General features: G+C 33.5%; 18 protein-coding genes and 1 tRNA gene. 12 read left to right on the top strand and 7 right to left on the bottom strand.

All coding sequences use genetic code 11. The annotated features are described in order from the left end of the window. Nucleotides 1-51: 51 nt before the first annotated feature. Nucleotides 52-489 carry a hypothetical protein gene (locus tag E0W69_RS15365; protein WP_131330935.1) on the bottom strand — a complete coding sequence of 146 codons (438 nt, stop codon included), beginning with the start codon at nucleotides 487-489 and terminating at the stop codon, nucleotides 52-54. Between the two features lie 299 nt (nucleotides 490-788). Here E0W69_RS15365 and E0W69_RS15360 point away from each other — a divergent pair, with 299 nt between their 5' ends. The 4 genes from E0W69_RS15360 (at nucleotide 789) to E0W69_RS15345 (ending at nucleotide 4,607) form a co-directional block, all read left to right on the top strand. Next, nucleotides 789-1,856 carry a DUF6438 domain-containing protein gene (locus E0W69_RS15360; protein ID WP_131330934.1) on the top strand — a complete coding sequence of 356 codons (1,068 nt, stop codon included), beginning with the start codon at nucleotides 789-791 and terminating at the stop codon, nucleotides 1,854-1,856. A 274-nt stretch (nucleotides 1,857-2,130) separates the two neighbouring features. After that, nucleotides 2,131-2,718 (top strand): DUF4251 domain-containing protein, encoded by a 588-nt coding sequence (locus tag E0W69_RS15355; protein ID WP_131330933.1) that lies wholly within the window; start codon nucleotides 2,131-2,133, stop codon nucleotides 2,716-2,718. 88 nt (nucleotides 2,719-2,806) lie between these two features. After that, entirely contained in the window at nucleotides 2,807-3,700 is an 894-nt protein-coding gene (locus E0W69_RS15350) for a helix-turn-helix domain-containing protein (protein ID WP_131330932.1), read from the top strand. A gap of 79 nt (nucleotides 3,701-3,779) precedes the next feature. After that, nucleotides 3,780-4,607, top strand: a complete 828-nt coding sequence (locus E0W69_RS15345) for an SDR family NAD(P)-dependent oxidoreductase (RefSeq protein WP_131330931.1) — start codon at nucleotides 3,780-3,782, stop codon at nucleotides 4,605-4,607. A 15-nt stretch (nucleotides 4,608-4,622) separates the two neighbouring features. On the opposite strand, the gene E0W69_RS15340 is transcribed toward E0W69_RS15345, so the two are convergent. Both E0W69_RS15340 and E0W69_RS15335 read right to left on the bottom strand, forming a co-directional pair. Next, nucleotides 4,623-5,177 (bottom strand): hypothetical protein, encoded by a 555-nt coding sequence (locus E0W69_RS15340; RefSeq protein ID WP_225321283.1) that lies wholly within the window; start codon nucleotides 5,175-5,177, stop codon nucleotides 4,623-4,625. Nucleotides 5,178-5,428: 251 nt separating this feature from the next. Beyond that, on the bottom strand, nucleotides 5,429-6,553 hold the full coding sequence (locus E0W69_RS15335) for a TlpA family protein disulfide reductase (RefSeq protein ID WP_131330929.1): 1,125 nt from the start codon (nucleotides 6,551-6,553) through the stop codon (nucleotides 5,429-5,431). A gap of 250 nt (nucleotides 6,554-6,803) precedes the next feature. Here E0W69_RS15335 and E0W69_RS15330 point away from each other — a divergent pair, with 250 nt between their 5' ends. From E0W69_RS15330 to E0W69_RS15320, 3 genes are all read left to right on the top strand, one after another. Further along, nucleotides 6,804-7,736 (top strand): helix-turn-helix domain-containing protein, encoded by a 933-nt coding sequence (locus E0W69_RS15330; RefSeq protein WP_131330928.1) that lies wholly within the window; start codon nucleotides 6,804-6,806, stop codon nucleotides 7,734-7,736. Nucleotides 7,737-7,831: 95 nt separating this feature from the next. After that, entirely contained in the window at nucleotides 7,832-8,596 is a 765-nt protein-coding gene (locus E0W69_RS15325; protein ID WP_131330927.1) for an SDR family NAD(P)-dependent oxidoreductase, read from the top strand. A 366-nt stretch (nucleotides 8,597-8,962) separates the two neighbouring features. Further along, nucleotides 8,963-10,261: a T9SS type A sorting domain-containing protein gene (locus E0W69_RS15320; RefSeq protein WP_131330926.1), complete on the top strand. Its 1,299-nt coding sequence runs from the start codon at nucleotides 8,963-8,965 to the stop codon at nucleotides 10,259-10,261. Nucleotides 10,262-10,431: 170 nt separating this feature from the next. Here E0W69_RS15320 and E0W69_RS15315 read toward each other — a convergent pair whose 3' ends face one another. The 3 genes from E0W69_RS15315 to E0W69_RS15305 all read right to left on the bottom strand — a co-directional run bounded on the left by E0W69_RS15315 (nucleotide 10,432) and on the right by E0W69_RS15305 (nucleotide 16,132). Continuing rightward, nucleotides 10,432-13,245, bottom strand: coding sequence for a TonB-dependent receptor (locus E0W69_RS15315; RefSeq protein ID WP_131330925.1), 2,814 nt, complete (start codon nucleotides 13,243-13,245; stop codon nucleotides 10,432-10,434). Between the two features lie 120 nt (nucleotides 13,246-13,365). Next, nucleotides 13,366-13,848: an acyl-CoA thioesterase gene (locus E0W69_RS15310; protein ID WP_131330924.1), complete on the bottom strand. Its 483-nt coding sequence runs from the start codon at nucleotides 13,846-13,848 to the stop codon at nucleotides 13,366-13,368. Between the two features lie 82 nt (nucleotides 13,849-13,930). Beyond that, nucleotides 13,931-16,132: a carboxy terminal-processing peptidase gene (locus E0W69_RS15305; RefSeq protein WP_191967878.1), complete on the bottom strand. Its 2,202-nt coding sequence runs from the start codon at nucleotides 16,130-16,132 to the stop codon at nucleotides 13,931-13,933. Between the two features lie 223 nt (nucleotides 16,133-16,355). On the opposite strand from E0W69_RS15305, the gene E0W69_RS15300 reads away from it, so the two are divergent. The 4 genes from E0W69_RS15300 (at nucleotide 16,356) to E0W69_RS15285 (ending at nucleotide 20,771) form a co-directional block, all read left to right on the top strand. Further along, nucleotides 16,356-16,431, top strand: a tRNA-His gene (locus E0W69_RS15300). 225 nt (nucleotides 16,432-16,656) lie between these two features. Continuing rightward, a complete protein-coding gene (locus E0W69_RS15295) occupies nucleotides 16,657-19,392 on the top strand; it encodes an outer membrane beta-barrel family protein (protein WP_131330922.1) in 2,736 nt (911 codons plus the stop codon). Between the two features lie 131 nt (nucleotides 19,393-19,523). Beyond that, nucleotides 19,524-20,201, top strand: coding sequence for a YceI family protein (locus E0W69_RS15290; RefSeq protein WP_131330921.1), 678 nt, complete (start codon nucleotides 19,524-19,526; stop codon nucleotides 20,199-20,201). A 117-nt stretch (nucleotides 20,202-20,318) separates the two neighbouring features. Further along, a complete protein-coding gene (locus E0W69_RS15285) occupies nucleotides 20,319-20,771 on the top strand; it encodes a hypothetical protein (protein ID WP_131330920.1) in 453 nt (150 codons plus the stop codon). Nucleotides 20,772-21,184: 413 nt separating this feature from the next. Here E0W69_RS15285 and E0W69_RS15280 read toward each other — a convergent pair whose 3' ends face one another. Then, nucleotides 21,185-23,554 (bottom strand): TonB-dependent receptor, encoded by a 2,370-nt coding sequence (locus E0W69_RS15280; protein WP_225321282.1) that lies wholly within the window; start codon nucleotides 23,552-23,554, stop codon nucleotides 21,185-21,187. Between the two features lie 186 nt (nucleotides 23,555-23,740). On the opposite strand from E0W69_RS15280, the gene E0W69_RS15275 reads away from it, so the two are divergent. Next, entirely contained in the window at nucleotides 23,741-24,856 is a 1,116-nt protein-coding gene (locus tag E0W69_RS15275; protein WP_131330918.1) for a hypothetical protein, read from the top strand. The last annotated feature ends 10 nt before the right edge of the window (nucleotides 24,857-24,866 follow it).

Genomic DNA, 24,866 nt, shown 5'->3' with positions numbered 1-24,866 from the left:
TGGTTCAAATTTTGCGAGACTGTACTGAAAAATTATAAAGCATAACTATTTTTAGTTTTCAAACCAAGCTGCAATATTATCCCTATTAACTAGAATAATTATACAAATTAATAGCGGTACTAATATGGATAAAATCACGCCAAAACCTTTTAAAACCCTTTTTCTTTTACTTTCACTATACCACCGATCCCTTAGTATAAGATAAATACCTCTTTCACGATAATGTCGTGAAATAATAAAATAGATCAATAGGTTGTATATAATAGCAAATATTTTAATAAAGCCCTTTCCTGTTCCCCAGGGAATACTAAACTTGGCAAAAAAAATAATTAGGGAAAATATAATAATAGGAGCAAAAGTCGTGGAAACTATTAAACTAACATGCACGAGTGCAGTAGCAGCATTAGTCCCTTCTCTTCTAAAATAAAATCTTGCTACACGATAATAATTGTAGTCTAGAAAAGTCCATAAATGTTTTACGATATTCATATTATAATTCGTTATTGTTCGATAAAAAAGTTGTGTAAAGTGTGAAATACATCTCTTTCATATGTTTAAATTAACGCAAAAAATACTATGCGTCAAAATTGTACTTTTTAAATATCCAATCATTACCTATAATGAATTAGCCAAATAATTATTTCGTAATTTAGCTTCCATTTTCTTCCTCGCACAGTCTACCAAAGGGGACTTTGCGTAAAATGGAAGAAGTTTACAAATACTACTTCTTCATTTATGGAAATAAATAGTTTTTTGCATCTCTTTTTGAAAATGCTTTATATTTCCGAATGAGAATTAGATTGATTTCGCTTGTTATATTTACTATTGCCATAGCTTGCCAAACAAAGACAACCATAACTTTTGAGGAAATAAAAGGAGATTGGTTCTTTGATACGGTTTACTACGCAAACTCAAATGTATTAAAACCACCAAGTCAACCATTTAACAATAAACAAGGATATACATTTAAGAATGATAAAAAATTATTGTTTCATCCTGGTTTTTATTCTGTTGATTCTATTGGCCAAATACACTTTTTCGGAGACGAAACAACATTTAATCTAAAGGAAGATTCTTTAATTTTTTTTGACCCAATCACGTCTTCTTGGAGAAGAAAAAGTGTCAAAATTTCCAAAGACTCATTATGGTTGGGAGGTAATGGTAAAATTGAAAAGTACATTAGGCAAAATTTGCCTCTAACTGATACCTTAAAATTCGATGAGATAATTCTTTCAAGTTCTGAGTGTTTCGGATTTTGTATTCCTATGGATATTCTTATTAATAAAAATGGAAATACCTTATTAGCAAAAGATAGTGGAAACAGCAGAATCTTCGTTAAAACAATATTACAAAAAGACAGATTACAACGTCTATGGCGAGATTTCTCTAAGGCAAATCTTAGTTCTATAGATTCTAGTTATGTATCTGGAACTTCAGATCTTCAGACGATATATTTATCTTTTACAAATCATACACAAATTATAAAATCAATAAAGGATTATGGGTTAGCGAGCCCCACTTTTATAGTTTGGGCATATTGGAATCTTTTGAACATGGAAATGGATTCATCAATTGAATGGAAACACATCGATATTAATTTTCAATTACCCTCTATCATTGTTTTGATTAAAGGAGATAGAAAATTAAGGTTATCTAAATCAGAAAGTTTTTTCTTGCAATCAGAAATCTTAAAGGGAATAAAAGTTAATCAGCAAAAGTCAATAAAGACCCCAATTATGACAAAAGATGGGAAAATAAAAACAGATGGTCGTTTCTTTACATTCGAACAAAAAAACAAAAAAATCACCATTGATATAGGATATAATTTTATTGAAAATAATAGATTTTTAAAATGATCTATCAGAATTAATTATTCATAAGAAAAAATACATCTAAACTTGTGCAAACATAAATGAGGAATGAATGATGCTTGTATGTAAATACGATCAATATAAGCACGACTTCGCTAATGCTTGAGCGAGCAATTGAGTAATTTCATTCGTTTTACATATTAATCAACCCCTAAGCATTGAATGTAAATCTTCTCAATATTTTGACCAAATTAGACATATACAGCTAACTATAATCAAAAAATATTTGATAATTTTATAGTACAAAAAACCTCTCATTATGAAAAAGCCTATTTCACACATTTTTTTTGCGATTTTATCTTTATTTGTAGTAAGTACTGCTGCTGCACAGAGCTCCTCGAAAAAAGCTAAAAAAGATTCTATATTAGTTTTTAGAGCGGATAAGAAGGAATTAACTAAGATTCGTCACGAAGTTTCCTATGATCAGGCAGTTGCTGCTTTGAAAAGTAAAAAATTCGTATTGGAAGCAACGGAGGTCGTGTTCAACGACGGAACAACGAGTTTTGTAATGGCTAATACCAATTTTGTACTGATGAATGGTTCGAAATCTACCGTGCAAGTTGCTTTTAATAATGGATTCTCAGGTTCCAATGGTATTGGTGGTGTTACGGTTGATGGTTCGGCTTCGGACATTACGACTAGTACGGACAAAAAAGGAAATATTACTTATTCGTTTAGTGTATTTGGAATCCGTATTAATGCGCAGATAACGATCACTTTATATGGTGGTGACAATAATGCAACGGTGACCATCTTACCTGATTTCAACAATCGTATGCTAACTTTAAATGGTCAACTTGTCCCATTATCCGAATCTGATATTTTTAAAGGAACGCCATTATTTTAATCAATATTAATTGAAATGATAAGCTATATATTCTCTCAACTATTTTTTTCTTAACTTAGTTTCAATTTTACCAATATAGATTGAATAAATGGAAAGTTTAGAAGCGTTTTATCAGCATAAGTTTCATACGTATCCGGAGAATTTACACAAAACCATTGGACAATTTAACGTATTCGAAATTGAAACTAGAATGCGACAAAATGAAGAATTGCCCATTCATATTCGTCGAAATTTCTATAAAATAATGCTCTTTTCTGGTAAAAATATGTTTCGATATGGCAATCAGAATATTGAAGTTGATGGCGATACTTTAATGTTTTTTCATCCTAATATTCCGTATTCTTACCAGCCATTATCGGAAAATACGAAAGGCTATTTTTGTGTATTTAAAAATGAATTATTTCAAGGAGATTTTAAATTAGACATTGACAATCTTTCCATTTTCAAATCTGCGACTCCGCCAATTTTCCATTTATCCAAAAACAATTATCAGGAAGCCGAAACCTTATTTCAAAAGATGCTGACAGAGGTTCGCAGCGACTATATCTACAAATATGAGCTCATTAGAAATTATGTAAGCGAACTATATTATTTGGCGATGAAATGGACTCCAGCAGAAAATATTTTTCATCATGGCGATGCAAGTACGAGAATCACCATGATATTTGAAGAACTACTGGCACAGCAATTCCCTATTCAGTATAAGTCAGATCAGCTAGAACTACGCACACCCAAAGCATTTGCAGATAAAATGTTCATCCATGTCAATTATCTTAATCGATGTGTGCAAAAAGTAACTGGAAAAACAACGAGTCAACATATTTTCGAGCGAATATTGGGCGAAGCAAAAATATTATTAAAACACACAGATTGGTCAATTTCTGAAATTTGCGAAGCCTTAAACTTTGAAGATTTAGCACATTTTAATAAATTCTTTAAAAAACAGACCGATTTAAATCCAACTTCTTTTAAATTGGTTTGATTATTACAAATTATAGTTTTCTAATTACTACTAAAATCTCTAATTACGTTTCTATTTTTGCATTCTAAAAAGTGAAAAAATGGAAAATTCAAATGTTTGGTATATTACCGGAGCATCCAAAGGAATCGGCCGCTCTCTAGTGCATCAATTATTATCGCAAGGCAAAAAAGTTGCTGCAACTTCTAGAAACTTAGCGGCATTTTCGGATATCGAAAATGAGAATTTTTTACCTATAGAAGTGGACCTAACAAACGATACATCCATCGCAATATCTCTCGAAAAAACACAAAAGCATTTTGGCAGAATCGATGTGATTATCAACAATGCTGGCTATGGTATCGGTGGCGCAATTGAGGAATTATCCGAACAAGAAATTGCGGACAATTTTAATGTAAATTTCTTTGCGGTCGTTAAGGTTGTCCAACAAGCATTGCCATATCTACGCAGTCAACATTCAGGACATATCATCAACATTTCGTCTATTGCGGGCTTTGCGCCGGGACTTGGCTGGAGCATTTATTCGGCTGCAAAATTTGCCGTTACAGGTCTTTCGGAATCCTTGGCAAACGACTTGAAACCTTTAGGCATACGCGTTACTGCAGTTTTACCGGGTTGGTTTAGAACCAATTTCGCTAAACCAGATTCGATCGCTTATAGTTCCAAGCAGATCGAAGACTATCATTTCTTAAGAACGGCACACCAAAAAATGAATGATATTGATGGCAAACAATTGGGAAATCCAGATAAAGTTGCACAGGCATTTATCCAATTAGTTCAAACTGAAAATCCACCACCTCTTTTATTTTTGGGTAGTGATGCTTATCAACGTGCAAAAGATAAAAATGTACAATTACTAAAAGAAATGGAGCAATGGAAAGAATTGTCATCATCAACTAATTTCGAATAGACTATAATACAATAACTATTGAGGTGCAGCTAATCGTCTCTTTAGTTGTTGTATTTTATTTGTATAGTTTGCATTACTATCCTTATAACTTTTCATATAATTTTCCATAGCAGAAATATATTCTTTAATGAAAGCCGGATTAGAACTATCCGCGTTATATTGAATAGTTGCCTTATCGATAAGCTTCTGATTTTCATATCTTGAAAGCCATTTCCCATCCTCTGAGAGATTGAAAAGTATGACTATATTTTTTTCATATCCAGGTATAAATTTTACAGGAAAATGTGTATTCACAGATGGAATGCGTATGGCGTTTTCGATGGGATAGATTGCTGCAGTTATAGTAGAAAAAGAGGTATTCGTATAACTTCCATCTAATTTTTCCACAATAGCTTCATAGTCGTGTATATACCGATCATTCAAAGTAGAATTAGTCTCTTCATCTGAGGTGATAATTGCCGTACTTTCTACGCCATATTTATTTAAAAACCAGGCATTCAGATATTGAGAAAAGAAAATATTAAATACAAATAATGGTATTATTAAAAGAAAGATTCTGACTTTCTTCAACAGACGAGACAATAACAACAGAACCAAAATAAATAGAATAGTGGAGTAGAAGCCGTGGTGACTTATAAAATATAGAACTCGGGAAATAAATACCATAACTAGAATTTATATTCACAAATTTAAAAAATTATAGTATGGAATATTAGAAAAACGTGTTTGCTTTTATAATTACCATTTAAACGAGATTAAACATTAATTTTTATAGCCGCAACATCCTACAAGCAGAAACCATGCATAACAATGCAAAGTACTTATAATAGCTGTTTATCAATAATTTTAGATATTTTTTCTTCAAAATCATCTACAAAACCCTCTAATGAATAAGCAATTACCCCATCTTTATTTATAATGTAAAAACTAGGATATCCAGGTATATCATACAGTTTACTTCCATTGTATTTATCAAAATAAATAGAATATTGAATATCATGTTCTTTTATATAATTTTTTATAGAACTCAAATCTCTTTGAGGATAAACACTAATGATTTCAACTGGACTATTTTTATATTTTTTAAGAATGTTATTCATTGGTTTTATTGCCTGTAAACATGGCAAACATCCAATAAAGGAGAAGTCTATAATAACTACTTTACCCTTAAGTTGGGCTAATGTTAAAGAATCTCCTTCAGTAGAATGCATTACAAAATCAGGCGCAATTACCCCCGTTGGTAACAAAGAACGCTTTTCTATATTTTTTAATTTAAAATTTGATGGAATATTGAAGATTGACTTATTAATGCCCAATTGATCGAATTTCAAATCTGTATAAATTGATTGCATACAATTTGTAATCAAATTTTTTCCTGCATCCCGCATTCTCCACATATAAATTATACTAGTGACATTATTTGAACTCTTATTTATGAACCAATGCTTAAATAGATAATCTCCTCTTTCATTAGATGTAGAATCGACATCCTTTTCAATAAAATGATAGCAAAAGAAACCATTAATCAAAGTATCTTTTTTTTGTTCGAAACATTTAGGATTATTTACAATCTCTTTTAACTGATTCAAATAACCAAGTAAGGTATTATCAAATGAATACCTATTTGTATCAATAAACGAATAAGAACTATCCTTGTAATCTAATTCCACTAAACCTGCTTCATTATAAGTTGATACACTACCGTTAACATCCTGTTTAAAAAAATAATTGTACTTAACATTTGGCATTTTAAGGAATACATATTTCTCATCATTTTCAATTGGCTTAGGATTAAAAGAACTTTTTATGAGTACATGTTCCTTATAACTAAAATTTTCATACCGCTCCACCTTTGTTATAACTTTTTGCAAAATAGAAATTTGGGCATTGAGATTTTGATAATAGAAACACAACAAGAAGCAAATAATCAATTTATTAAAATTCATAACATTACAATTTAATAGAAAGGCAACGAGTAAAAATTAAATTCCTATTCAAGTCAAATTTAATATTTCAGTTCTTAATTAATACTAAAAGTAACATTAACAGTTTAAATTACAACAAATGGTTTTTTATAAAATTTAAACTTATAGAAATTTAATATCACAAGTCTTACCAACAGAAACCACGTAGATAAAATCGAACACATTTAACCGTTATAAGTTTACTATCTTTGATATTTGCAAATAGTCAAATATGGAAAAACTTACTTCTTTATCCGAATTCTATTACGAAATTTCCGAAATATTAGGAAAAAATGTGGACGAAATATTGCCACAAGGCATCCAAAAAGATATTGGACATTTTAATGTTTTTAGTATTGCAGATACGATTAAAAAACAAAAAATGGACGGTCAAATGCCGTACAATCGCCGTGCTTACTATAAGATAAGTTTGATTGCAGGACCTTGCGTGGCAGAATATGCAGACAAAACGATTGAGGTGGAAGACTATGCACTTCTATTTGCCACACCACGTGTGCCGTATCATTGGATTCCAAAAGATGAATCCTTGTCGGGAACATTTTGTGTTTTTACGGAAGATTTTTTGATGAAACAAAAGACCGGAATTTTAATTGACGAACTTCCCATATTCAAACCGGGCGGTTTCCCTATTTTCAAATTGAGCAAAAAAGAACACGAGCAAGCAGCGGCAATATTTGATAAAATCAAACAAGAAATCAATTCTGACTATGCATTCAAATATGATTTACTGCGCAACTATGTATTGGAATTGATACATTTCGGGCAAAAGCTACAACCCAATACCAGCATGTATCACGTGCAAAATGCATCTTCCAGAATTGTATCTTTGTTCGTGGAATTATTGGAACGACAATTTCCCATCGATCCGAACGGACAAATACAACCTTTGCGCAATGCCAAAGACTATGCAGATCGATTGGCAGTACATGTCAATCATTTGAATAAAGTTTTAAAAGATGCCACCGGCAAAACCACTACTGAAATTATCAATAACCGATTGGCGCAGGAAGCGCGCATTTTATTGAAACAAACAGATTGGACGGTTTCGCACATTTCAGATTCACTAGGATTTGAAGAAGTGGCGCATTTCTCTAATTTCTTTAAAAAATATACACAATTGACTCCGTTGAAGTATAGAGCTTAAAATTTTGATATTTGAAATTTGCAAAAAATGGATTGTTCCGTGTAAGATCCAATTGTATTTTTCTTCTGAACTTTGTATCCTAAAATTTAAAAATCATGAGTGAAAACACAAAAATAGCGTTAGTAACTGGCGGAAGCCGTGGATTGGGACGCAATATGGCGATTAACTTAGCCAAAAAAGGTTTGGATGTAATCTTAACCTACAATAGTAACAAAACAGAAGGCGACAAGGTCGTAACAGAAATTGAAGCATTGGGACAAAAAGCCATTGCGTTACAATTGAATACAAGTGATATCAAAAGTTTTGACGCATTCGTAAAAGAAGCGACAGACCATTTGAAAGAAGTAACAGGTTCTCCTAATTTCGATTTCCTAATCAATAATGCAGGCACAGCCTTGTATGCTCCATTTGCAGAAACAACGGAAGAACAGTTTGATACAGTCATCAATATTCATTACAAAGGTGTATTTTTCTTAACACAAAAATTATTACCTTATTTGAATGAAGGCGGTGGTATTGTCAATATTTCTTCCGGATTGGCGCGCTTTAGTTTTCCTGGCTCGTCTGCTTATGGCGCGACAAAAGGAGCGATTGAAGTTTTGTCCAGATATTTAGCCAAAGAATTAGGCAGCAAAGGCATTCGTGTAAATACAGTTGCGCCTGGTGCTATTGAAACTGATTTTGGTGGTGGGCACGTAAGGGACAACAAAGAGGTAAATGCACAAGTTGCCAGCTTCACAGCATTGGGACGTGTAGGTTTGCCTGATGACATTGGTGGCGTCGTTGCATTCCTTTGTACACCTGATGCCAAATGGGTAAATGGTCAACGCATAGAGGTTTCCGGTGGAATGGTTTTGTAAGAGATTTTGTATTTTAAAAGCACACAAGCGACTCAATCGGGTCGCTTGTGTGCTTTTAAAATAGCTCGTAGTTCTATCAAAAAATACTAAAACTGCATACTTTTTTCCAATATCTGCATATCATTAATGAAGACTTTTGTTAAAGAAACAACTCGACGAATCCTCTAGTTGTAAGATCTATAATTATACAATTCTATCTTTTAAAAAACGAAAATGTCTCTTCATTTTAAATTAGTTTCTTGGGTAAATTCATTTGTAATAACTCAATTGTTTTTTTTCCTATTTAGTGTTATTTATGGTAATGATATTCAAGCATAATCTTCTATTTCAGGTTATGTATGGGACGATTCAAATGGCAACGGCTATATGGATGACAATAATGCCGGCCTTGTTACAAATGCAGCCTCGTATATTTATTTGATGGATGCAGGCGGGATAAATTCTGCACCTATGGGTTATGTGACGAGAACAAAGATCACCAATGATCAATTTAGCTTTAGCGATCTTAGTATGCTCCAACCATATCGAATCTATGCCCTTATTGTAAATACGGACATGGGAACAAATACTTTTTTTACTTCTACCATAAATAATGGGTGGAATTATACACAAGGAGCAGTAAATGTAGAACCTGGCAATACTTCTTCCATTGGAAATTCTGCAACGAATGGCCTTTTTTCTATAGCAACAAACCAAAGCAATATCACCAATGTTCAATTAAATTTTGGAATTCAACAAATTCCACAAGCCACATCTATTAATAATACGTCAATGTTACCTTGGATGTTTTCACTTACAAATGTATCAGGTTATAAAGGTATACTCGCTGGAAATACTTACGCTAGTATGCCAACAGGTACAGACAATGATGGAAATATTCAATCTTTCACTATTACAAGTGTCGATCCAGATGCTTCTGATAATACTACTACTAAAATATATTATGATGGTGCATTCGTCAATCTACCCTATACAATTGCTTCAGGTAGTGATCCCAATTTATTGGGATTTTACGGATTGTCTTCCCAAAATGGAGTTTCATTTAAATATTATGTAACGGACAATGCAGGAGCAAATTCTAGTATTGTCAAGTATTTATTAAAAACACCAGCGGGAACGACACTCCCTATTACATTGAGTTCCTTTACGTTGCATATAGTCGAAAATATGGTTTCTATTGATTGGAATACCATAAATGAAATAAATACTAAAACATTCGAAATTCTAAGAAGTACTTCTAATCAAAAAACTTGGGAAAATATTACTTCAATACCAGCAGCTGGTAATAGTACCAGTACCAAGACTTATAATTATGTAGATAAAAATCCACACTTAGGAGAGGTCTATTATAGGCTAAAAGAAACTGATATGGATGGGAATAATAATTGGAGTAATATATTGAGCATTTATTTGCCAAATACCAATAATACTTTTGTCATTTACCCCAATCCTATAGTAAATGGCATCGCAAACCTTAAACTTCCAACTATAAACGGAGGTAATGGATCATTGATAAATCTATATGGTATTGTAGTTAAAAATTTTACCTTTCCAAAGAATTCAAATGTCTTTAATTTAAACATTTCCGACATTACAAAAGGTGTATATTTTGTAAAAATAATAGCGAATGGCAAAAATTATACGTCCAAACTAATCGTTGAATAAATCATCACGGATTAGCTTGCAACTAAAGTCATTTTATAGTACGCTTCGAATATTTAAAATTTCAATAAGTACATTTTTTATTTATAAATAACATATTTTTTTTCAAATTTAAATCCCAAAAAAGCCGCCACTAACTTTGTAATGACGGCTTTTACTTGTGTATACAAATACTATAAACTCAACTCAACTCTTGCAAAAACATATCGACCATTAAATCCAAATTGACTTGTTGCTCTTGGATATACGAATTGACCACTATTACTATTCGCAGCAATATTAATCGTTTCTGGATACACGTTGAATACGTTATTAGAACCAATAGTTACTTTCGCTTCCTTAATAATTTGGTAACCAATGGAGACATCCGTTACCCATCTTGGATTATAAAACTGTTGATTTGCAACTGTAGTTACTGGCTCCGTAACACCTCCAAAATAATTGTTTCTAACAAAGAAAATCCATTTAGATATGTTATAGTTCAAACCTAAATTTAATTTTTGTTTAGGTACTGCGTTGGTCAAATAAATTAAACTTGCTGGACTGAAATACGTACTTTCTTTTCCTTTCAGCAATTCGGACGCGTGTACAGGTCCGACTTTTTGCGTTTGAGAAATTGTACCAGAAAGATCTGCGCGGAATGTTCCTTTTCCGAGATGCTCCGTATAAGAAAATACCGCATCAATACCTTTGGTTTCTGTATTAATTGCATTGGCAAAAAATTGTGCTTTTTGCGCTCCCGCTTGTGCTAATATTTGATACAATTCTTGATCTGCGGCAGAAGCGCCGGCAGCATTGCTACCAGAAAATTGGTCAGTATACACTATACGATCATTTACTCTTGTGAAATATCCGTCTACAGTAGCTGTGAATTTTCCAAATCTTCCTGTTACTCCCGCGCTAACACTTTTGGATTTTTCTGGTTTGAGAGATGGAATTCCCAATAATTTAGCGGCACGACTACCATTGGTAAATGTCCCTACTTCGTATGCAACGCCATTGGTAAATTGTGTAGCGGTATTTGCATAATAGATTTGTTGTAATGATGGTGCTCTAAAGCCTGTACTACCGGAACCTCTCAGGGAAAGATTTTCTGTTAACTTGTAAAGGAAGGATAATTTTCCATTTAAAGTAGAACCAAAATCACTATAATTTTCATAGCGAATAGCTCCATCGACAAGGAATTTTTTCGTAAAATTTACTGCTGCATCTGCATAACCGGCAACTGCACTTCTAGTCGCATTGGCAGCATTCGCTGGTCGGAATCCTGAGAATACTTGAGAACCACCAGGTACTGGATTGCCATCTCGTCCAAATAATGTATTGTAAGATCCATTCGGGTCCAAAACTAAAATGGGTGTACCATTCGCATTTACGCCAACACTATCTGCCAATCCATAATTAGTATAACTATTTGCATCTCCAGCAATCAATTGATAATGTTCATATCTATATTCTCCACCAAATGCCAAATTAACGCCAGATAACCAATCAAAATCTCTGTTCAAATCGAGGTTAACTGTGTTTTGAGAAAATTTTGGACCACCATTATTGAATGAAGTAGGTGAATTTGTTCCCATTGAAGCATTAAGTGAATTCTGCACATGATATTCAAATTGATTTTGACCGTATGTATTACTAAAATCAACATTCCATCCATTATTCGTTTTTCCTTTTATGCCCACTGCGATGGATTTATCGTAAATGCTCGTTCCGATATAAGGCATATATCCCAATGGATAAATAGACGGAATATTTCTTGTATCATTTGGATAACGGTAAAATCCTGCCGCCAATCCATTTCTATAGCCGAATGTACCGAAGGAATATAAAGTCGCATTATTACTTAAAGGCAAAGAAGCATTATAAGCAAATTGACCACTTCTAATCCTTGACTGTCCGACAATCAAACTATAATCCCTTCTGCTTGTTCCTGTTGCATTTAAAAATGAATCCGTTTGGTCATGTGCAACCAATGCACCAGCGGCAGTTTTATCCGGACCATAAGCATTGTAAATACTTCCTGTGTAAATACCTCCGCGATTAGTTGGTTTTCTATAATCAAATGATCCCGAAAAATTGATGTATCCACCTTTCGAGGTCAATGGAATTCCATAGTTCAAAGCAATCTGATTAGATTGTCCATCATGGAAAGTTTCATTCAAAGCTTTTGCACGCGTTGCATATTCACCGGCAGTTACGGAAGCGTTGAACTGATTTACATTATGTTTCAAAATAATATTGATCACACCCGCAACGGCATCACTTCCATATTGAGCGGCAGCACCATCACGTAAAACTTCGATCCTATCAATAGCTGCAACGGGAATGGCATTCAAATCTGTACCTACTGTTCCCTTGCCAAATGTACCATTGACATTTACCAAGGCAGAAGTGTATCTTCTTTTCCCATTTACCAAAACCAAAACTTGGTCAGGACCTAACCCTCTTAGTGAAATAGGATCTACCTCATCTGTTCCATCTCCTAATGATTGGGAAGTAGATGTAAAAGATGGTGCTACATAATTTAATATTTGTCCGACCGTCGTCTGCGCACCTAAGGAGGCAATTTTTTTAATATCAAATACATCAACTGGAACAGGGGAGGTCAATGAGGTACGAGGAGCGGCACGACTTCCGATAACTACTACATTATTTAGATTGCTCGTAGTATCTGTTGAAAGTGCCCAATCTAAATTGATAACTTGATTTTCTGATAATGTAATTTTCTTTTTTTGATCTTGAAAACCTATTAAGTTAATGCTTATTGAATACTCGCCAGGGGATAAGGATAAATGATAGATTCCTTTTTCGTCTGAAGTCGCAATTTTTTTCCCACTTTGGATAGAGGCTCCAGATAATACTTGACCGCTTGTGTTTTTCACGACACCTTGAATAATGGAGGTGTTTTGGCTGAAAGCCACATTTTGTAAAAGGAGTATACTAATACTCATTACAAAAATGTGGATTTTAAATTTTCTTTTCATAATTGTCGAATTTTGATTGAACAAAATATTGAATTAACATTTTGTTAATAAAAAAGGACGACAAAGGTGTAAAGAAATATTTAGTCTACCAAATTGATAGATAATTATTTTTATTATGTGTTAGATTTTTCCTTGTTTTTTCATCTCATCATCAATGGATTTTCTTAGATCCATTAATCGCAGTGCATATGCTTCTAAGCTTTTATCAGATATTGTTTCAGGCGTCCATTTTTTTACTGGAATAGGCGCGCCATTTTCATTAACTGCTACAAAAACGATAACACAATGTGTGGTCTGTACATATTCTTTACTTTGAGGCTTGCCTGCATACACATCAATGCCTACATGCATACTTGTCTTTCCTGTGTATATAATTTTTGATTTAATTTCGATCAAATCGCCAATGGCAATTGGTTTGTAGAATTGAATACCTCCTACATAAACTGTTACGCAGTAGCTTTCACTCCAATTTGCAGCACATGCATAACCTGCCTGGTCAATCCATTTCATCACGGCACCTCCATGAACTTTACCGCCGAAGTTTACGTCTGATGGCTCAGATAAAAATCTAAAAACGAGCTCATTTGTATTTTCTTTCTTCATATATTCTAAATTATAAATCCCTGCTTTCTCAAATATTCGCGAAAGCAGGGATCATTTTACAAATTTATCTAAAAAAATGAACCTATTTCTTTTTCGGTTCTGTTACGACTAATTTTGTGGAGATCATGTCCAAAATTGTATTAGAAGCCTCTTTTATATATACATCCTTACCTAGAGCTTTGTACCAATCTTGATAGCGTTTTCCTTTTGCAGAATCATCATTTTTATATACTTTATTGTAATCATCGCTTGCAATTTTTACAGATAAAGGTTGTTTTAAGATAAACAAACTATCGTCTTTATTATTGATTTTGGACATTGCAGCACGCTCTTCTTTGTATTTGATCAAATTAAGACTTATAGGTTTATCCTCATTTTTCTTGAACCAATCAATGTTTTTCTGAATTGCAGTAAAAATCGCATTTTCATTCACTCTTGTTTGAGAAGCATGTACAATTTTTGCGGCATCATATTTTGGCGTATAGTAAGTAATACTAGCTGGTGTTATTTTATCGTATGGTAAGGAAAATTCTGCATCCGTTTCTCTTAATTTCAAAATGGAATATTGATCAGGTAATACAACATCTGGTACAACTCCTTTTCTCTGTGTAGAACCCCCATTGACCCTGTAAAATTTTTGGAAAGTAAGTTTTAATGCTCCAAATTCTGGATCACCATTTTCATTTGCTTTACCTAGCATCATCTGACGTTGCACAGTGCCTTTTCCGTAACTATCACTTCCGATAATCACACCTCTGTGATAATCTTGGATGGCTGCGGCAAAAATCTCTGCAGCAGAAGCACTTAGATTATTAATCATAACTGTCATAGGGCCGTCATATAATACATCTTTATCTTCGTCTTTTAATTGTTCTACTTTTCCATTTCTGTCTCTAACTTGAACAACTGGTCCTTGTGGGACAAATAATCCAACGATTTGAATTACATCCATTAAAGAACCTCCATTGTTAGAACGTAAATCAAAAACAAGACCTTGGATACTATCTTTTTTTAATTTAATAATCTCATTACGAACGTCGACCGCACATTTTGCACCGTTAGGATTATTGAAATCATTATAAAATTCAGGTAAATATAGGTAGCCGATTTTTTTACCATTTTGATTGATAACCGCACTTCTTGCAGCCAACTCATCTTGTTTTACTTCATCTCTTACAATAGAAAGTACATAAACTGTACCGTCTGTTGCACGTTTCATCGTCAAAGTAACTACAGATCCTTTTGCTCCACGGATCAATTTCACTGCATCTGTAATGGAGTATCCGCTAATGTCAACAGCAGGTCCATCGCCTTGTGCAACTTTTTGGATAACGTCATTGACTTTCATTTTACCAGTTCTATAAGCTGGTAGCCCTTTTAGAATATCCACAATTTTGATGGTACCATCTGGCGTTTCTTGTAATTGCGCACCGATACCAAAGAAACTATTTCCCATTTCCGCATCAAATTCTCTCTTTTCAATTGGAGGGAAATAATCGGTATGAGGATCCATAATTTTGCAAATTGTATTTACAAAAAGGGAATATTGTTGCTCTTCATCAAAATCAGATTTTGATTTTTTGAAGGCACGATCCATCATTTTTTTAACGGCCTCTCTAGCTTCTTTTTCCAAATCAGCATCTGATTTTTTCTTTAAAGAAGAGGTGTCTGCTGCTTTATCTCTTTGATTTTGTAAGTCAACAAAACGAGTTAATGTTTGGTATTTCAATTTCTTACGCCAAACATCGTAACGTTCTTGATCATTTTTGGGATAAATATTATTTTGATCTTTGTAAACTTCCAATCCCGAATTTTTATATATGGAGTTCGTATCTTTATCACTTTGGTATGTTTCGTCATCCGTAAATTTGAATGGTTTAGCTAAAATTTCATTATAGAATTTATCTACTTCTTTAGACCTTCTATTTAAAACCTCTACTGCAGCTAAGAAGAAAGACATTTTAGCAGTACCATGAATTTCGTCATCCAATTTGGTATAATACAGACCTTTAAGGCTATCAATATCGGATTGTAAAAAATTGTCTTTTAAAAATTGATTATCAATTGAAGACATATATTTATCGAAAACTACTTTAGAAAAAGCATCATCAATCGGTTTGGGACTATAGTGGTCGCGCTCTAATACCATGCCGATGTACATTAATAATTGTTGTTGCTGTACTGTAGTATCGGTCTCTTTCATTTTTCCTTTACAACTGACCGAGCCTAAGACCCCTGCTAACATCACCAATATTAAAAAAGGGACCGTTCTCTTGCTTAACATAATTTTTTCCAGTTTTTGTAGCATTATAACTTAATATTTGAAAGGTAATGTATTATTCGTCGTAAAAAGATTAGCTTTTAGTTTGTCCGAAAATAAACACTCCACGCTGCCAAATTAAGCTAAATTTTTTATCTCGATGTTAATGAGTTTAAAAGATTCTTATTAATTTTTTGCATAAATATTTTGCAGATCAAATTTATCGCTTATTTTTGCAGCCCCTTATGGAGTTTGTAGCTCAGTTGGTTAGAGCGTCGGATTGTGGTTCCGAAGGTCGAGGGTTCGAGACCCTCCATTCTCCCAAAAAGCTTTGATAATCAGTATCAAAGCTTTTTTTTGTATGGGTGATTTACTAAAAAAATCCATTCAAATTGTTATTTTACCACTAATCCTAAAGTCCTTTTCATTTGCCTAAAAACTAAGCAATTTTACCGAAGTAATGTGGAGGGATTCCAATATAACATAGATCTTCGCACTTCGAATGAGAAATAGCGGTGGTTTTCTCATCTCACTTGATAAATATTGATATGAAAAAAATTTTTCTGTTGCTGAGTGTCTCCATGATATCTATAGCAACGATTCAAGCTCAGGAAAAAGATACGACGAAAGCTGCGCCTAACAAGGCTCAGTTTCAAAACCGTATAGATGCCAAAAATGGCCATTTATACGGCAAGATAGTAGATGCTACGACGAATAAAGGGATTGGTAGTGCAAGTGTACAATTATTCAAATCCATATTTGATAGCTCTACGAACTTACCAAAAGAAATATTGTTAACTACCGTTATGACGAGTAGTAATGGCGATTTTGAATTTAATGACCTTCCTACACACGAAAAATTAAAACTTTCCGTAAATGCTTTAAGTTATACCGTTTCGAATCAAGATGTTTCGTTTGGTGGAATGGGTGCAAAACCTGTAGCTGGTAATAATAATGGAGGTCAAGGAGGATTTAACCCTAGTGCAATAATGGGGGGAGGAGCTGACAAAAACCTTGGAGATATTGCTTTAACGCAATCCGCGACTGATTTAAATGCAGTTACAGTAACAAGTTCTACTAAACCAATTTTTCAAATGGGGGTAGATCGTAAAATTTTTAATGCAGACAGAGATATTGCTAATACAGGTCAGACAGCTCAAGAGTTGTTATCACACATTCCTACGGTAAATGTAGATATAGATGGTAACGTTACGATGCGCAATGCTACACCACAAATCTATGTCGATGGGATGCCTACAACCTTGACATTAGAACAAATTCCTTCTGATTTGATAGATAAAGTAGAATTGATTACCAACCCTTCTGCCAAATATGACGCATCTGGCGGCGGCGGCGGTATTATTAACATCGTATTAAAGAAAAATAAGAAGACTGGATATAATGGTGGTCTTCGTGCCGGTGGGGATACACGTTGGGGTTCTAACTTAGGCGGTGATTTCAGTTACAGACAAGGTAAGTTTAATTTGACAGCAGATGCGATGTATATGCGCAGAAGAAATAAAAGTACAAATACTTTGGACCGTACCAATACTTACAACAACACTACTTTGTTGCAAGATGGTAGTGGATTAAGAACATTTAGAATGATGACCGGTAATTTATCCATGGATTATTTGATGGATAATAAAAATACATTCACCCTAGGTGGTGGTATTTTTGATGGTCATATGGGTAATGATCAACCTCAGCATATTGACTCCATTGATGGAACGAATGCAAGTGCAACACCATTTGCATACAGCAATTTAAATTCATTATCCAAAATGCATTTTACCAATTATAACGGTAAGTTTAATTACAAACACTCATTTGGTGATAAAGACAATCATGATTTGACAGCTAATTTTCAATACAACAGTGCCAATGGTAATGGATTTACGGATATATTAACGCAATATTATAATGATCCGGATTTTACGGATGTTAGAAATCCTGCGTTAACCTTAAATACGAATATGATCAATCGCCATAAAGACTGGATTGGTCAAGTTGATTATGAAAATCCATTGTCTGATAAGTCAAAATTTGAAGCGGGATTAAGAGCAGAGCATCAAACTGTATATAGTGATAGCCGTCAATTTACTGATAGTACAGGTGGATTGGAAGATCCCGTATTTAGAAGTGCAATATCTAGTAAATATAATTATCAACAAACGGTATTAGCAGCGTACGCTCAGTTTTCTTCTAAAATTGGGGATCATTTCAGCTACCAAGTTGGCATTAGAGCAGAAAATTCCAACTACAGTGGTACAAACGTGTTAATGAATACCGATCAAATAGATTCCGCATCGACAAATTTTAAAGTTAAGTTTCCTGTAAATATATTTCCAAGTTTATTCTTGACATATACTTTACCAAACGATCAATGTTTACAATTTAACTATTCCAGAAAAGTTAATCGTCCTAACTTCTTCCAATTGTTACCTATATATAACTATTCTGATCCATACAATATCTCAACAGGTAATCCAGACTTGAAACCGGAGTTTACAAGTAATTATGAACTATCCTATAATAAAACCTATTCTCATAGTGGTAATTTCTTAGCGACTGGTTATATGCGCTACACTTCTAATATGATTACCAATTATCAGTACACGGAGCCATCCGAAGGGAATACTGCTGATTCCGTTTTGGTAAATACATATATGAATGCAAATCACAGCTATACTTACGGTTTGGAATTAACCAATAGCATTGCAGCAACTAAAAAATGGACAGTAACTGGTAATGTTAACTTGTATAGAACGGTCATTGATGCAAGTAATACGGAATTAGGAACGACCAATAAACGTGTAAGTTGGAATGCTAAGTTGAATAATGAATACAAATTACCATGGGGGCTAACTTTCCAAGCGAATATTCAATATTTCGGAAAAACAGTATTACCTAATTCTGGAGGTAGTAGTTCTAGTAGCTCAGGTGGTAGAAATGGAGGTGGATTTAATTTCAGTTCTTTGGGTACTGCACAAGGTTATATTGGAGAAAGATTCTTTGTGGACGCTGCATTGAAAAAGGATTGGAAAGGAAAAAATGGAAATTCTTTCTCAGTTACAGCATCTATGAACGATATATTCAGATCTAATTACAATAAAACATTCTCAGAAACCGCATACATGGAACAGTATCAAAAACGGTTGAGCAATCCACAGGTATTTAGATTGAACTTTAGTTGGAGATTTGGTAAAATGGATGCCAACTTATTTAAAAGGAAAAATAATAAAGAAGTAGGTGGAGACCAAGGTGGTGGTATGGAAATGTAATATTTCACTATAAAATCTTTTCAAAAAGCAATCATTTTAACAAAATGATTGCTTTTTTTATAAAAAATAAATACAACTTTATTTGTTGTAACAAATAAAATATTTACCTTCGATTAAAATTTGAAACAATTATGAAAAAAGCATTTTTAGGTTTATCCATAATAGCAGCATTATCTGCTTGTAACAGTACTCCAAAATCTGATGAAGCAGCAACCTCCTCTGCACAAACAGTAACTGCAGCAAAAGGAACTGATTATTCAGTGGACACAACTAATAGTGTAATTGGCTGGAGAGCAACACATAAAGGTGGTTTAGCTCCACGTTTTGGGACATTAAAAGTTGCAAGTGGAGATTTCTCTATTGAAAATGATGCTATCACTGCTGGTTCTTTCACTGTTGATTTGAATACATTATACGTTGATCCCACTTCTGTAACAGAGGCGGACAAAAAACCAGAAGAACTTGCAGGTCACTTGAAAAGTCCAGATTTCTTTGATGTAGCGAAATATCCTACTGTAAAATTTGCTATCACTAAAGTTGAACCATACGATTCTACTAAAGCAAAGAGCTTATTAGCTGGCGCTACTAATATTGTAAGTGGTAATATGACAATCAAAGACTCTACTGTTAACGTAACTTTCCCTGCTAAAATCGATGTTGCGAATGGTAAAGCTGATTTACAAGCAAAATTCACGGTTGATCGTACATCTTGGGGATTGAAATATGGTGCTAGTGGTACCAATCCTGCAGATTGGGCAATCAGTAAAGATATAGAGTTAACTTTGAATGTTTCTGGAAATACGAAATAATTATATAAGATTATTCCTTATTAAGCAACTTCGAGAGAAGTTGCTTTTTTATTTACCTTAATATTGCAATTTCTTTCGATAAATTGTCGTTATTTACAAGATATTAATATAGCATATATGAAATATATAGTTGCAATTTTTGCATTTTGGATGTTGGTTATTAGTTGTTCAAAGGATAAAAGTTATGATCCTATCAATACTACTGATACTAGTGGATTGGCAAGTTTTGAGGTGAAAAATACAGACAGCACAATATATGCTACTCAATATGGCACTTTTGTACAAGGGGTAACATATGATAGTGCTAATTCTTATTTTATATTACCTATTACCGTCGATAAAGGAGGTACGTTTTCTATTAATGCCTATGCCATTTTTAATGCAGATACTTTATTTTTATCCAATAGTGATACTTTGACAATTTATGATACGCAGATTAAGTTATATCCATCCAATATTAGTCAATTTGGATCAGGTACATATACATCTGCAGACTCAACTCTTAATAAAATAGTAGTGAACGACTCGACATTAACACACCCATTTGTTGCCAATTTGACAGTAAATTAAAGTATACAATGCTTTAGGTTTAGTGAAAAATAGATTACGAGTGTGATCAGACTTTTTATTGTTGAGGTCATTATTCGAAAAAAATTACATGATTGGTTGATAGTCCATAAATAGGAACTATTTTAATTGTGGTCATTATATGCTCGTTTTTTTCATCAACTAGAATATCTTCATTTGATCCGTATACTTACAAGAAAAAAATACATTGTTAAAAATGTATATTAGACTTTTCCTTAGTATTATTTAGCGGCTTTTATTATATCAATTTAGTTCACACTATTTTTTGAATATATTTTTTTAAAAAAAATATATTCAAAAAATACATGGTTAATTATTTAATTTGATTCAAATTGAAAGTGCAAATACTCTACTATATCGCTTTCGCTGTAATCTTTTTAAAATTTGCCTGTGAATTACCAATTCCAAGTAAGTGGAACATTCACTTTTATACTAAAATTTCGGCCCATTCCAAATACGCCCATTCTTCCTGTTGCATTATTCGTAGCTAAATATTTCAATCTACTCAGGTGACTTTGATAAGCGACATTACCCAAATTTTCTCCATTTAAGAAAATACTAAACATCGTTTTTCCATTATGTGAAATGTCTGCACCAACAGATGCATTTACCAACCAATAATCTCCTGTTTTTGTTTCGGTATCAAAACCTGTAAAAGCGTCATTTTGTGCAAATGTGTAATCGCTGGTTACGCCCACATACAGATTGCGGATTGTTTTTCCTTCTTTTAAAAAATTACCTTTTAATTGTGCCACATAATGTGCCGCTGGAATGTCTGGGATATTTTTCGAATTGTCAATGGCATTGGTAAATTTTGCACGCGTGTATGCGAAGGAGTTTTCAAAATGCAACCAATCCAAAGGATGTGGATGGATATCTATAGTAAATTCTCCGCCGAATAAATTCGCATCATGTTGATTGAATTGATACACATTGATTGTACCTCCATTTTCATCCACCATAGTGGAGTCGCCTCCAGCAGCATTTTGTACTCTTTGGTAAAAAATGAAATCATTGATATGATTATAATACAAGGAAGCATTTAAGGAAATATGTTCTGTATTCACTTCCACGCCACCATCAAATTGCAAACTTTTTTCTGATTTCAAATTGGTATTTCCAATTTCGTAACGCAAAGTCCCTTCGTGTGCACCATTACTTGCTAGTTCAGCCATATTTGGTGCTCGGAAACCTCTAGAAATGTTAAATTTTAATACAGTTGATTTACTTACTTCATAACTGACTCCAGCACTCCCAGAAACGTTAGAAAAATTTTTGCTCAAATTGTGAAATTTGGTTTCAGAAGGATCATCTGGATCTGACATTTCTTTTCCATGTACGTGTCTTGTATCATAACGCAAACCACCTGTAAACGTGAATTTGTTTTTGATATATTGAGTTACTGCAAAACCACCAATGTCAAACAAATTATAATCTGGAATCAAGACTTCCTCAGCACGATTTTTATTATTTTGTTGCATTCCATTTGTACCCACAACTGTTTTCCAATTTCCCATAGAGGGTAAATGATAACGGAATGTGTAAGTCAACGTTTTTAAATCAAAATAAGCATCAGGCGTATAAAATGCTGCAGCATCACCAAATTCTTGTCTTTGATTTCTTTGCCAACCAATAATCGCATCTAAAGAACCTTGTCCTATTTTAAATTGATTATCTGAAGTTACCTTAAAATGTTTGACATGTTGGTAAGGAATTTCGGGTTTGATTTTAGAGAAATCACTATTCGTAGCAATCGCAGTTTCTCCATCTGGAAGGTCTTTGATAAATTGCCCTGTAGTTTCATCTCTTTCCCCTTCTACCATGCCAATATGCTGATCAAAATTGGTTAAAAGTAAACGGCTATGTCCCCAATTGCCTTGATAACCCAACATGCCTCCATAATTTTTGTTGTAAAATTTGGAGTTAAATACACGTCCATCATATTTATTTCGGTAATCTTCGGCTCCTTTATACGAACCGTATGCGTTAAAACTAAAGCCATGTTTGGTTCCTGAGATATTTCCATAAAAACCACGCAAAAGATTGTTCGTTTGATATTCACTTGTTGCGTTGGCATTAATGGTTCCTTCTGGTGCCGGTAATTGGGAGGAAATATTTATTACACCTGCAAGTGCATCACTTCCATACATCAATGATGCCGGTCCTTTTAAAACTTCTACTTTTTGTACGCTATAATCGTCAATTTCAATTCCGTGCTCGTCGCCCCATTGTTGGCCTTCTTGACGCACCCCATCATTAATCGTTAAAACCCTATTATATCCCAATCCTCTGATAAATGGTTTGGCTATCGCTGGTCCCGTTGTTAAAATTGAAACACCTGGAACATTTTCTGCAATTGCTTGCATAATATTAGTAGACGTTGATCTTAATAAGTCTTTTTTGGAAACGGAAACGGTTGGTTGTGGATTGCGCTTGGCTGATATAGCAGCTGCAACTCCCGTTACAATCACGGCATTTTGTTCCAATACGCTTGGGGATATCGCAAAATTTCTTGAAATGTCGTTGTTTACCTGGATATTTTCTGCCGTTGATGCAAAGTCTGATGCTGAAATTTCAAAAAGATACATCCCTTTTTTATTTACATGCAGATGATATTCCCCTAAGGAATCGGTTAGCGTAGAAATATTTAATTCATGTATGAGTATGGTTGCATTTCTGATGGGCAGATTGTTTGAAATATCTAAAACTTTTCCAGAAATATCTATCGGGTTAGTCGTGTTTTTTTGTGAAAATCCACTTTGCATTATTATAAGGAAAGAAGAAATTAGTACTGGTTTTTTAAAATTCATTAATTGTTTTATTGATATGAAGTTGCAAAAATAAAATAATGAAACATTGTTTCAAAATTTATTTAAGAAAATCATTAGAATTGCAGTATTTATAAAAAACAATTTAAGTAGTATCTTTGCGCGATAATTTTCTAGCTAGAGATGAACCTCAAAGAAATCATATTTTTTCTCTTTAGTTTTTTTACGGCAATTAGTTCCTATAGCCAAAGGAGTGGACCCAATCGAACTTTTGATTCTGGGTCTATAATTGTTGTGAATGATTCGGTCAAAAGATTGACGCCTTTATCTAAAATTACATTTGATTTAGACTCAATCTCTACAGGAGAGATTGCCGTGGAAAAAATGGATCCAAATGCAATCAATTCTTTTTTTCAATACATAAGTAATACTAAAAAAACAAAGGGCATCAAATGGATATCCAACAAAGCCTATTATAATCTTGCGGTGTTAATGGCGCGTTATAAAAATTATCCATTGGCATTAAAATATTTTTCTCTAGCTTCTGCGTTTGATGACGCAAGTATGTCTAATGAAAAGTTTCATAACTCCTTTGATAGCAGTTTTTTAGAGTTTCCAACGGAGCATTTTTCTGAAGATTCTGTTGAAAAAAACGCGGCCTTTGTTTTTGGAAACGACACCATTCTGTTAAGAAATAAATCTAGAGATGTTAGGTCTAAAACTATTACGAATCGAAAATTATTAGCTCCTTTTAAAGATGATGAGGAAGGTTTAGCTTATGGAATTATGTTGCATCTTAAACAACCGGAATTTGGAAAAAGAAAGCAATTTGGATTGATTAATAATGTGGGACACATGTTTATTACTTTGGTGAAATTTGAACCCAATGGGAAGTCTGTCTCTAGAACCTTTGGCTTTTATCCAGATAAAGACAACTTTTTATCGGCGACACCTTTAATGCCAGGAACAAGTTCTACATTTAAAAATGATTCTTTGCATCTTTGGGATGAAACAGTTGGAAAGTTTATTTCTTATAAGCAATTCAAATTGATCATCAAAATGGTAAGGCAATATAGTCGTAAAAAGTATCATTTGAACAAAAATAATTGTACAGATTTTGGATTATGTATTGCTGCAATATCTGGTATTGAAATACAAGATACAAAGGGTACTTGGCCGTTAGGACACGGAAATGATCCTGGTGATACGGGACAAAGTATCTTGGAAGGTAAAGTTACTAATGCAGAGAATTCTAGTAAACTATTTATTTGTACTAGTCCCGGAGATATTAAAAAATAAGCGACTTAAT

This window comes from Rhizosphaericola mali, assembly GCF_004337365.2.
Taxonomy (GTDB): domain Bacteria; phylum Bacteroidota; class Bacteroidia; order Chitinophagales; family Chitinophagaceae; genus Rhizosphaericola; species Rhizosphaericola mali.
The sequence above is the reverse complement of the archived record's forward strand: the minus strand, read 5'-3'. Positions and strand labels throughout refer to the sequence as shown.

Excerpts from the sequence above, each read along its gene's own strand:
- E0W69_RS15335 (WP_131330929.1), bottom strand. The coding sequence starts at position 6,553 with ATGAATTTTAATAAATTGATTATTTGCTTCTTGTTGTGTTTCTATTAT.
- E0W69_RS15280 (WP_225321282.1), bottom strand. The coding sequence starts at position 23,554 with ATGCAAAGTGGATTTTCACAAAAAAACACGACTAACCCGATAGATATT.
- E0W69_RS15330 (WP_131330928.1), top strand. The coding sequence starts at position 6,804 with ATGGAAAAACTTACTTCTTTATCCGAATTCTATTACGAAATTTCCGAA.
- E0W69_RS15325 (WP_131330927.1), top strand. The coding sequence starts at position 7,832 with ATGAGTGAAAACACAAAAATAGCGTTAGTAACTGGCGGAAGCCGTGGA.
- E0W69_RS15360 (WP_131330934.1), top strand. The coding sequence starts at position 789 with ATGAGAATTAGATTGATTTCGCTTGTTATATTTACTATTGCCATAGCT.
- E0W69_RS15350 (WP_131330932.1), top strand. The coding sequence starts at position 2,807 with ATGGAAAGTTTAGAAGCGTTTTATCAGCATAAGTTTCATACGTATCCG.
- E0W69_RS15315 (WP_131330925.1), bottom strand. The coding sequence starts at position 13,245 with ATGAAAAGAAAATTTAAAATCCACATTTTTGTAATGAGTATTAGTATA.
- E0W69_RS15290 (WP_131330921.1), top strand. The coding sequence starts at position 19,524 with ATGAAAAAAGCATTTTTAGGTTTATCCATAATAGCAGCATTATCTGCT.
- E0W69_RS15295 (WP_131330922.1), top strand. The coding sequence starts at position 16,657 with ATGAAAAAAATTTTTCTGTTGCTGAGTGTCTCCATGATATCTATAGCA.
- E0W69_RS15275 (WP_131330918.1), top strand. The coding sequence starts at position 23,741 with ATGAACCTCAAAGAAATCATATTTTTTCTCTTTAGTTTTTTTACGGCA.
- E0W69_RS15285 (WP_131330920.1), top strand. The coding sequence starts at position 20,319 with ATGAAATATATAGTTGCAATTTTTGCATTTTGGATGTTGGTTATTAGT.
- E0W69_RS15345 (WP_131330931.1), top strand. The coding sequence starts at position 3,780 with ATGGAAAATTCAAATGTTTGGTATATTACCGGAGCATCCAAAGGAATC.
- E0W69_RS15365 (WP_131330935.1), bottom strand. The coding sequence starts at position 489 with ATGAATATCGTAAAACATTTATGGACTTTTCTAGACTACAATTATTAT.
- E0W69_RS15305 (WP_191967878.1), bottom strand. The coding sequence starts at position 16,132 with ATGTTAAGCAAGAGAACGGTCCCTTTTTTAATATTGGTGATGTTAGCA.
- E0W69_RS15355 (WP_131330933.1), top strand. The coding sequence starts at position 2,131 with ATGAAAAAGCCTATTTCACACATTTTTTTTGCGATTTTATCTTTATTT.
- E0W69_RS15310 (WP_131330924.1), bottom strand. The coding sequence starts at position 13,848 with ATGAAGAAAGAAAATACAAATGAGCTCGTTTTTAGATTTTTATCTGAG.
- E0W69_RS15320 (WP_131330926.1), top strand. The coding sequence starts at position 8,963 with ATGGATGACAATAATGCCGGCCTTGTTACAAATGCAGCCTCGTATATT.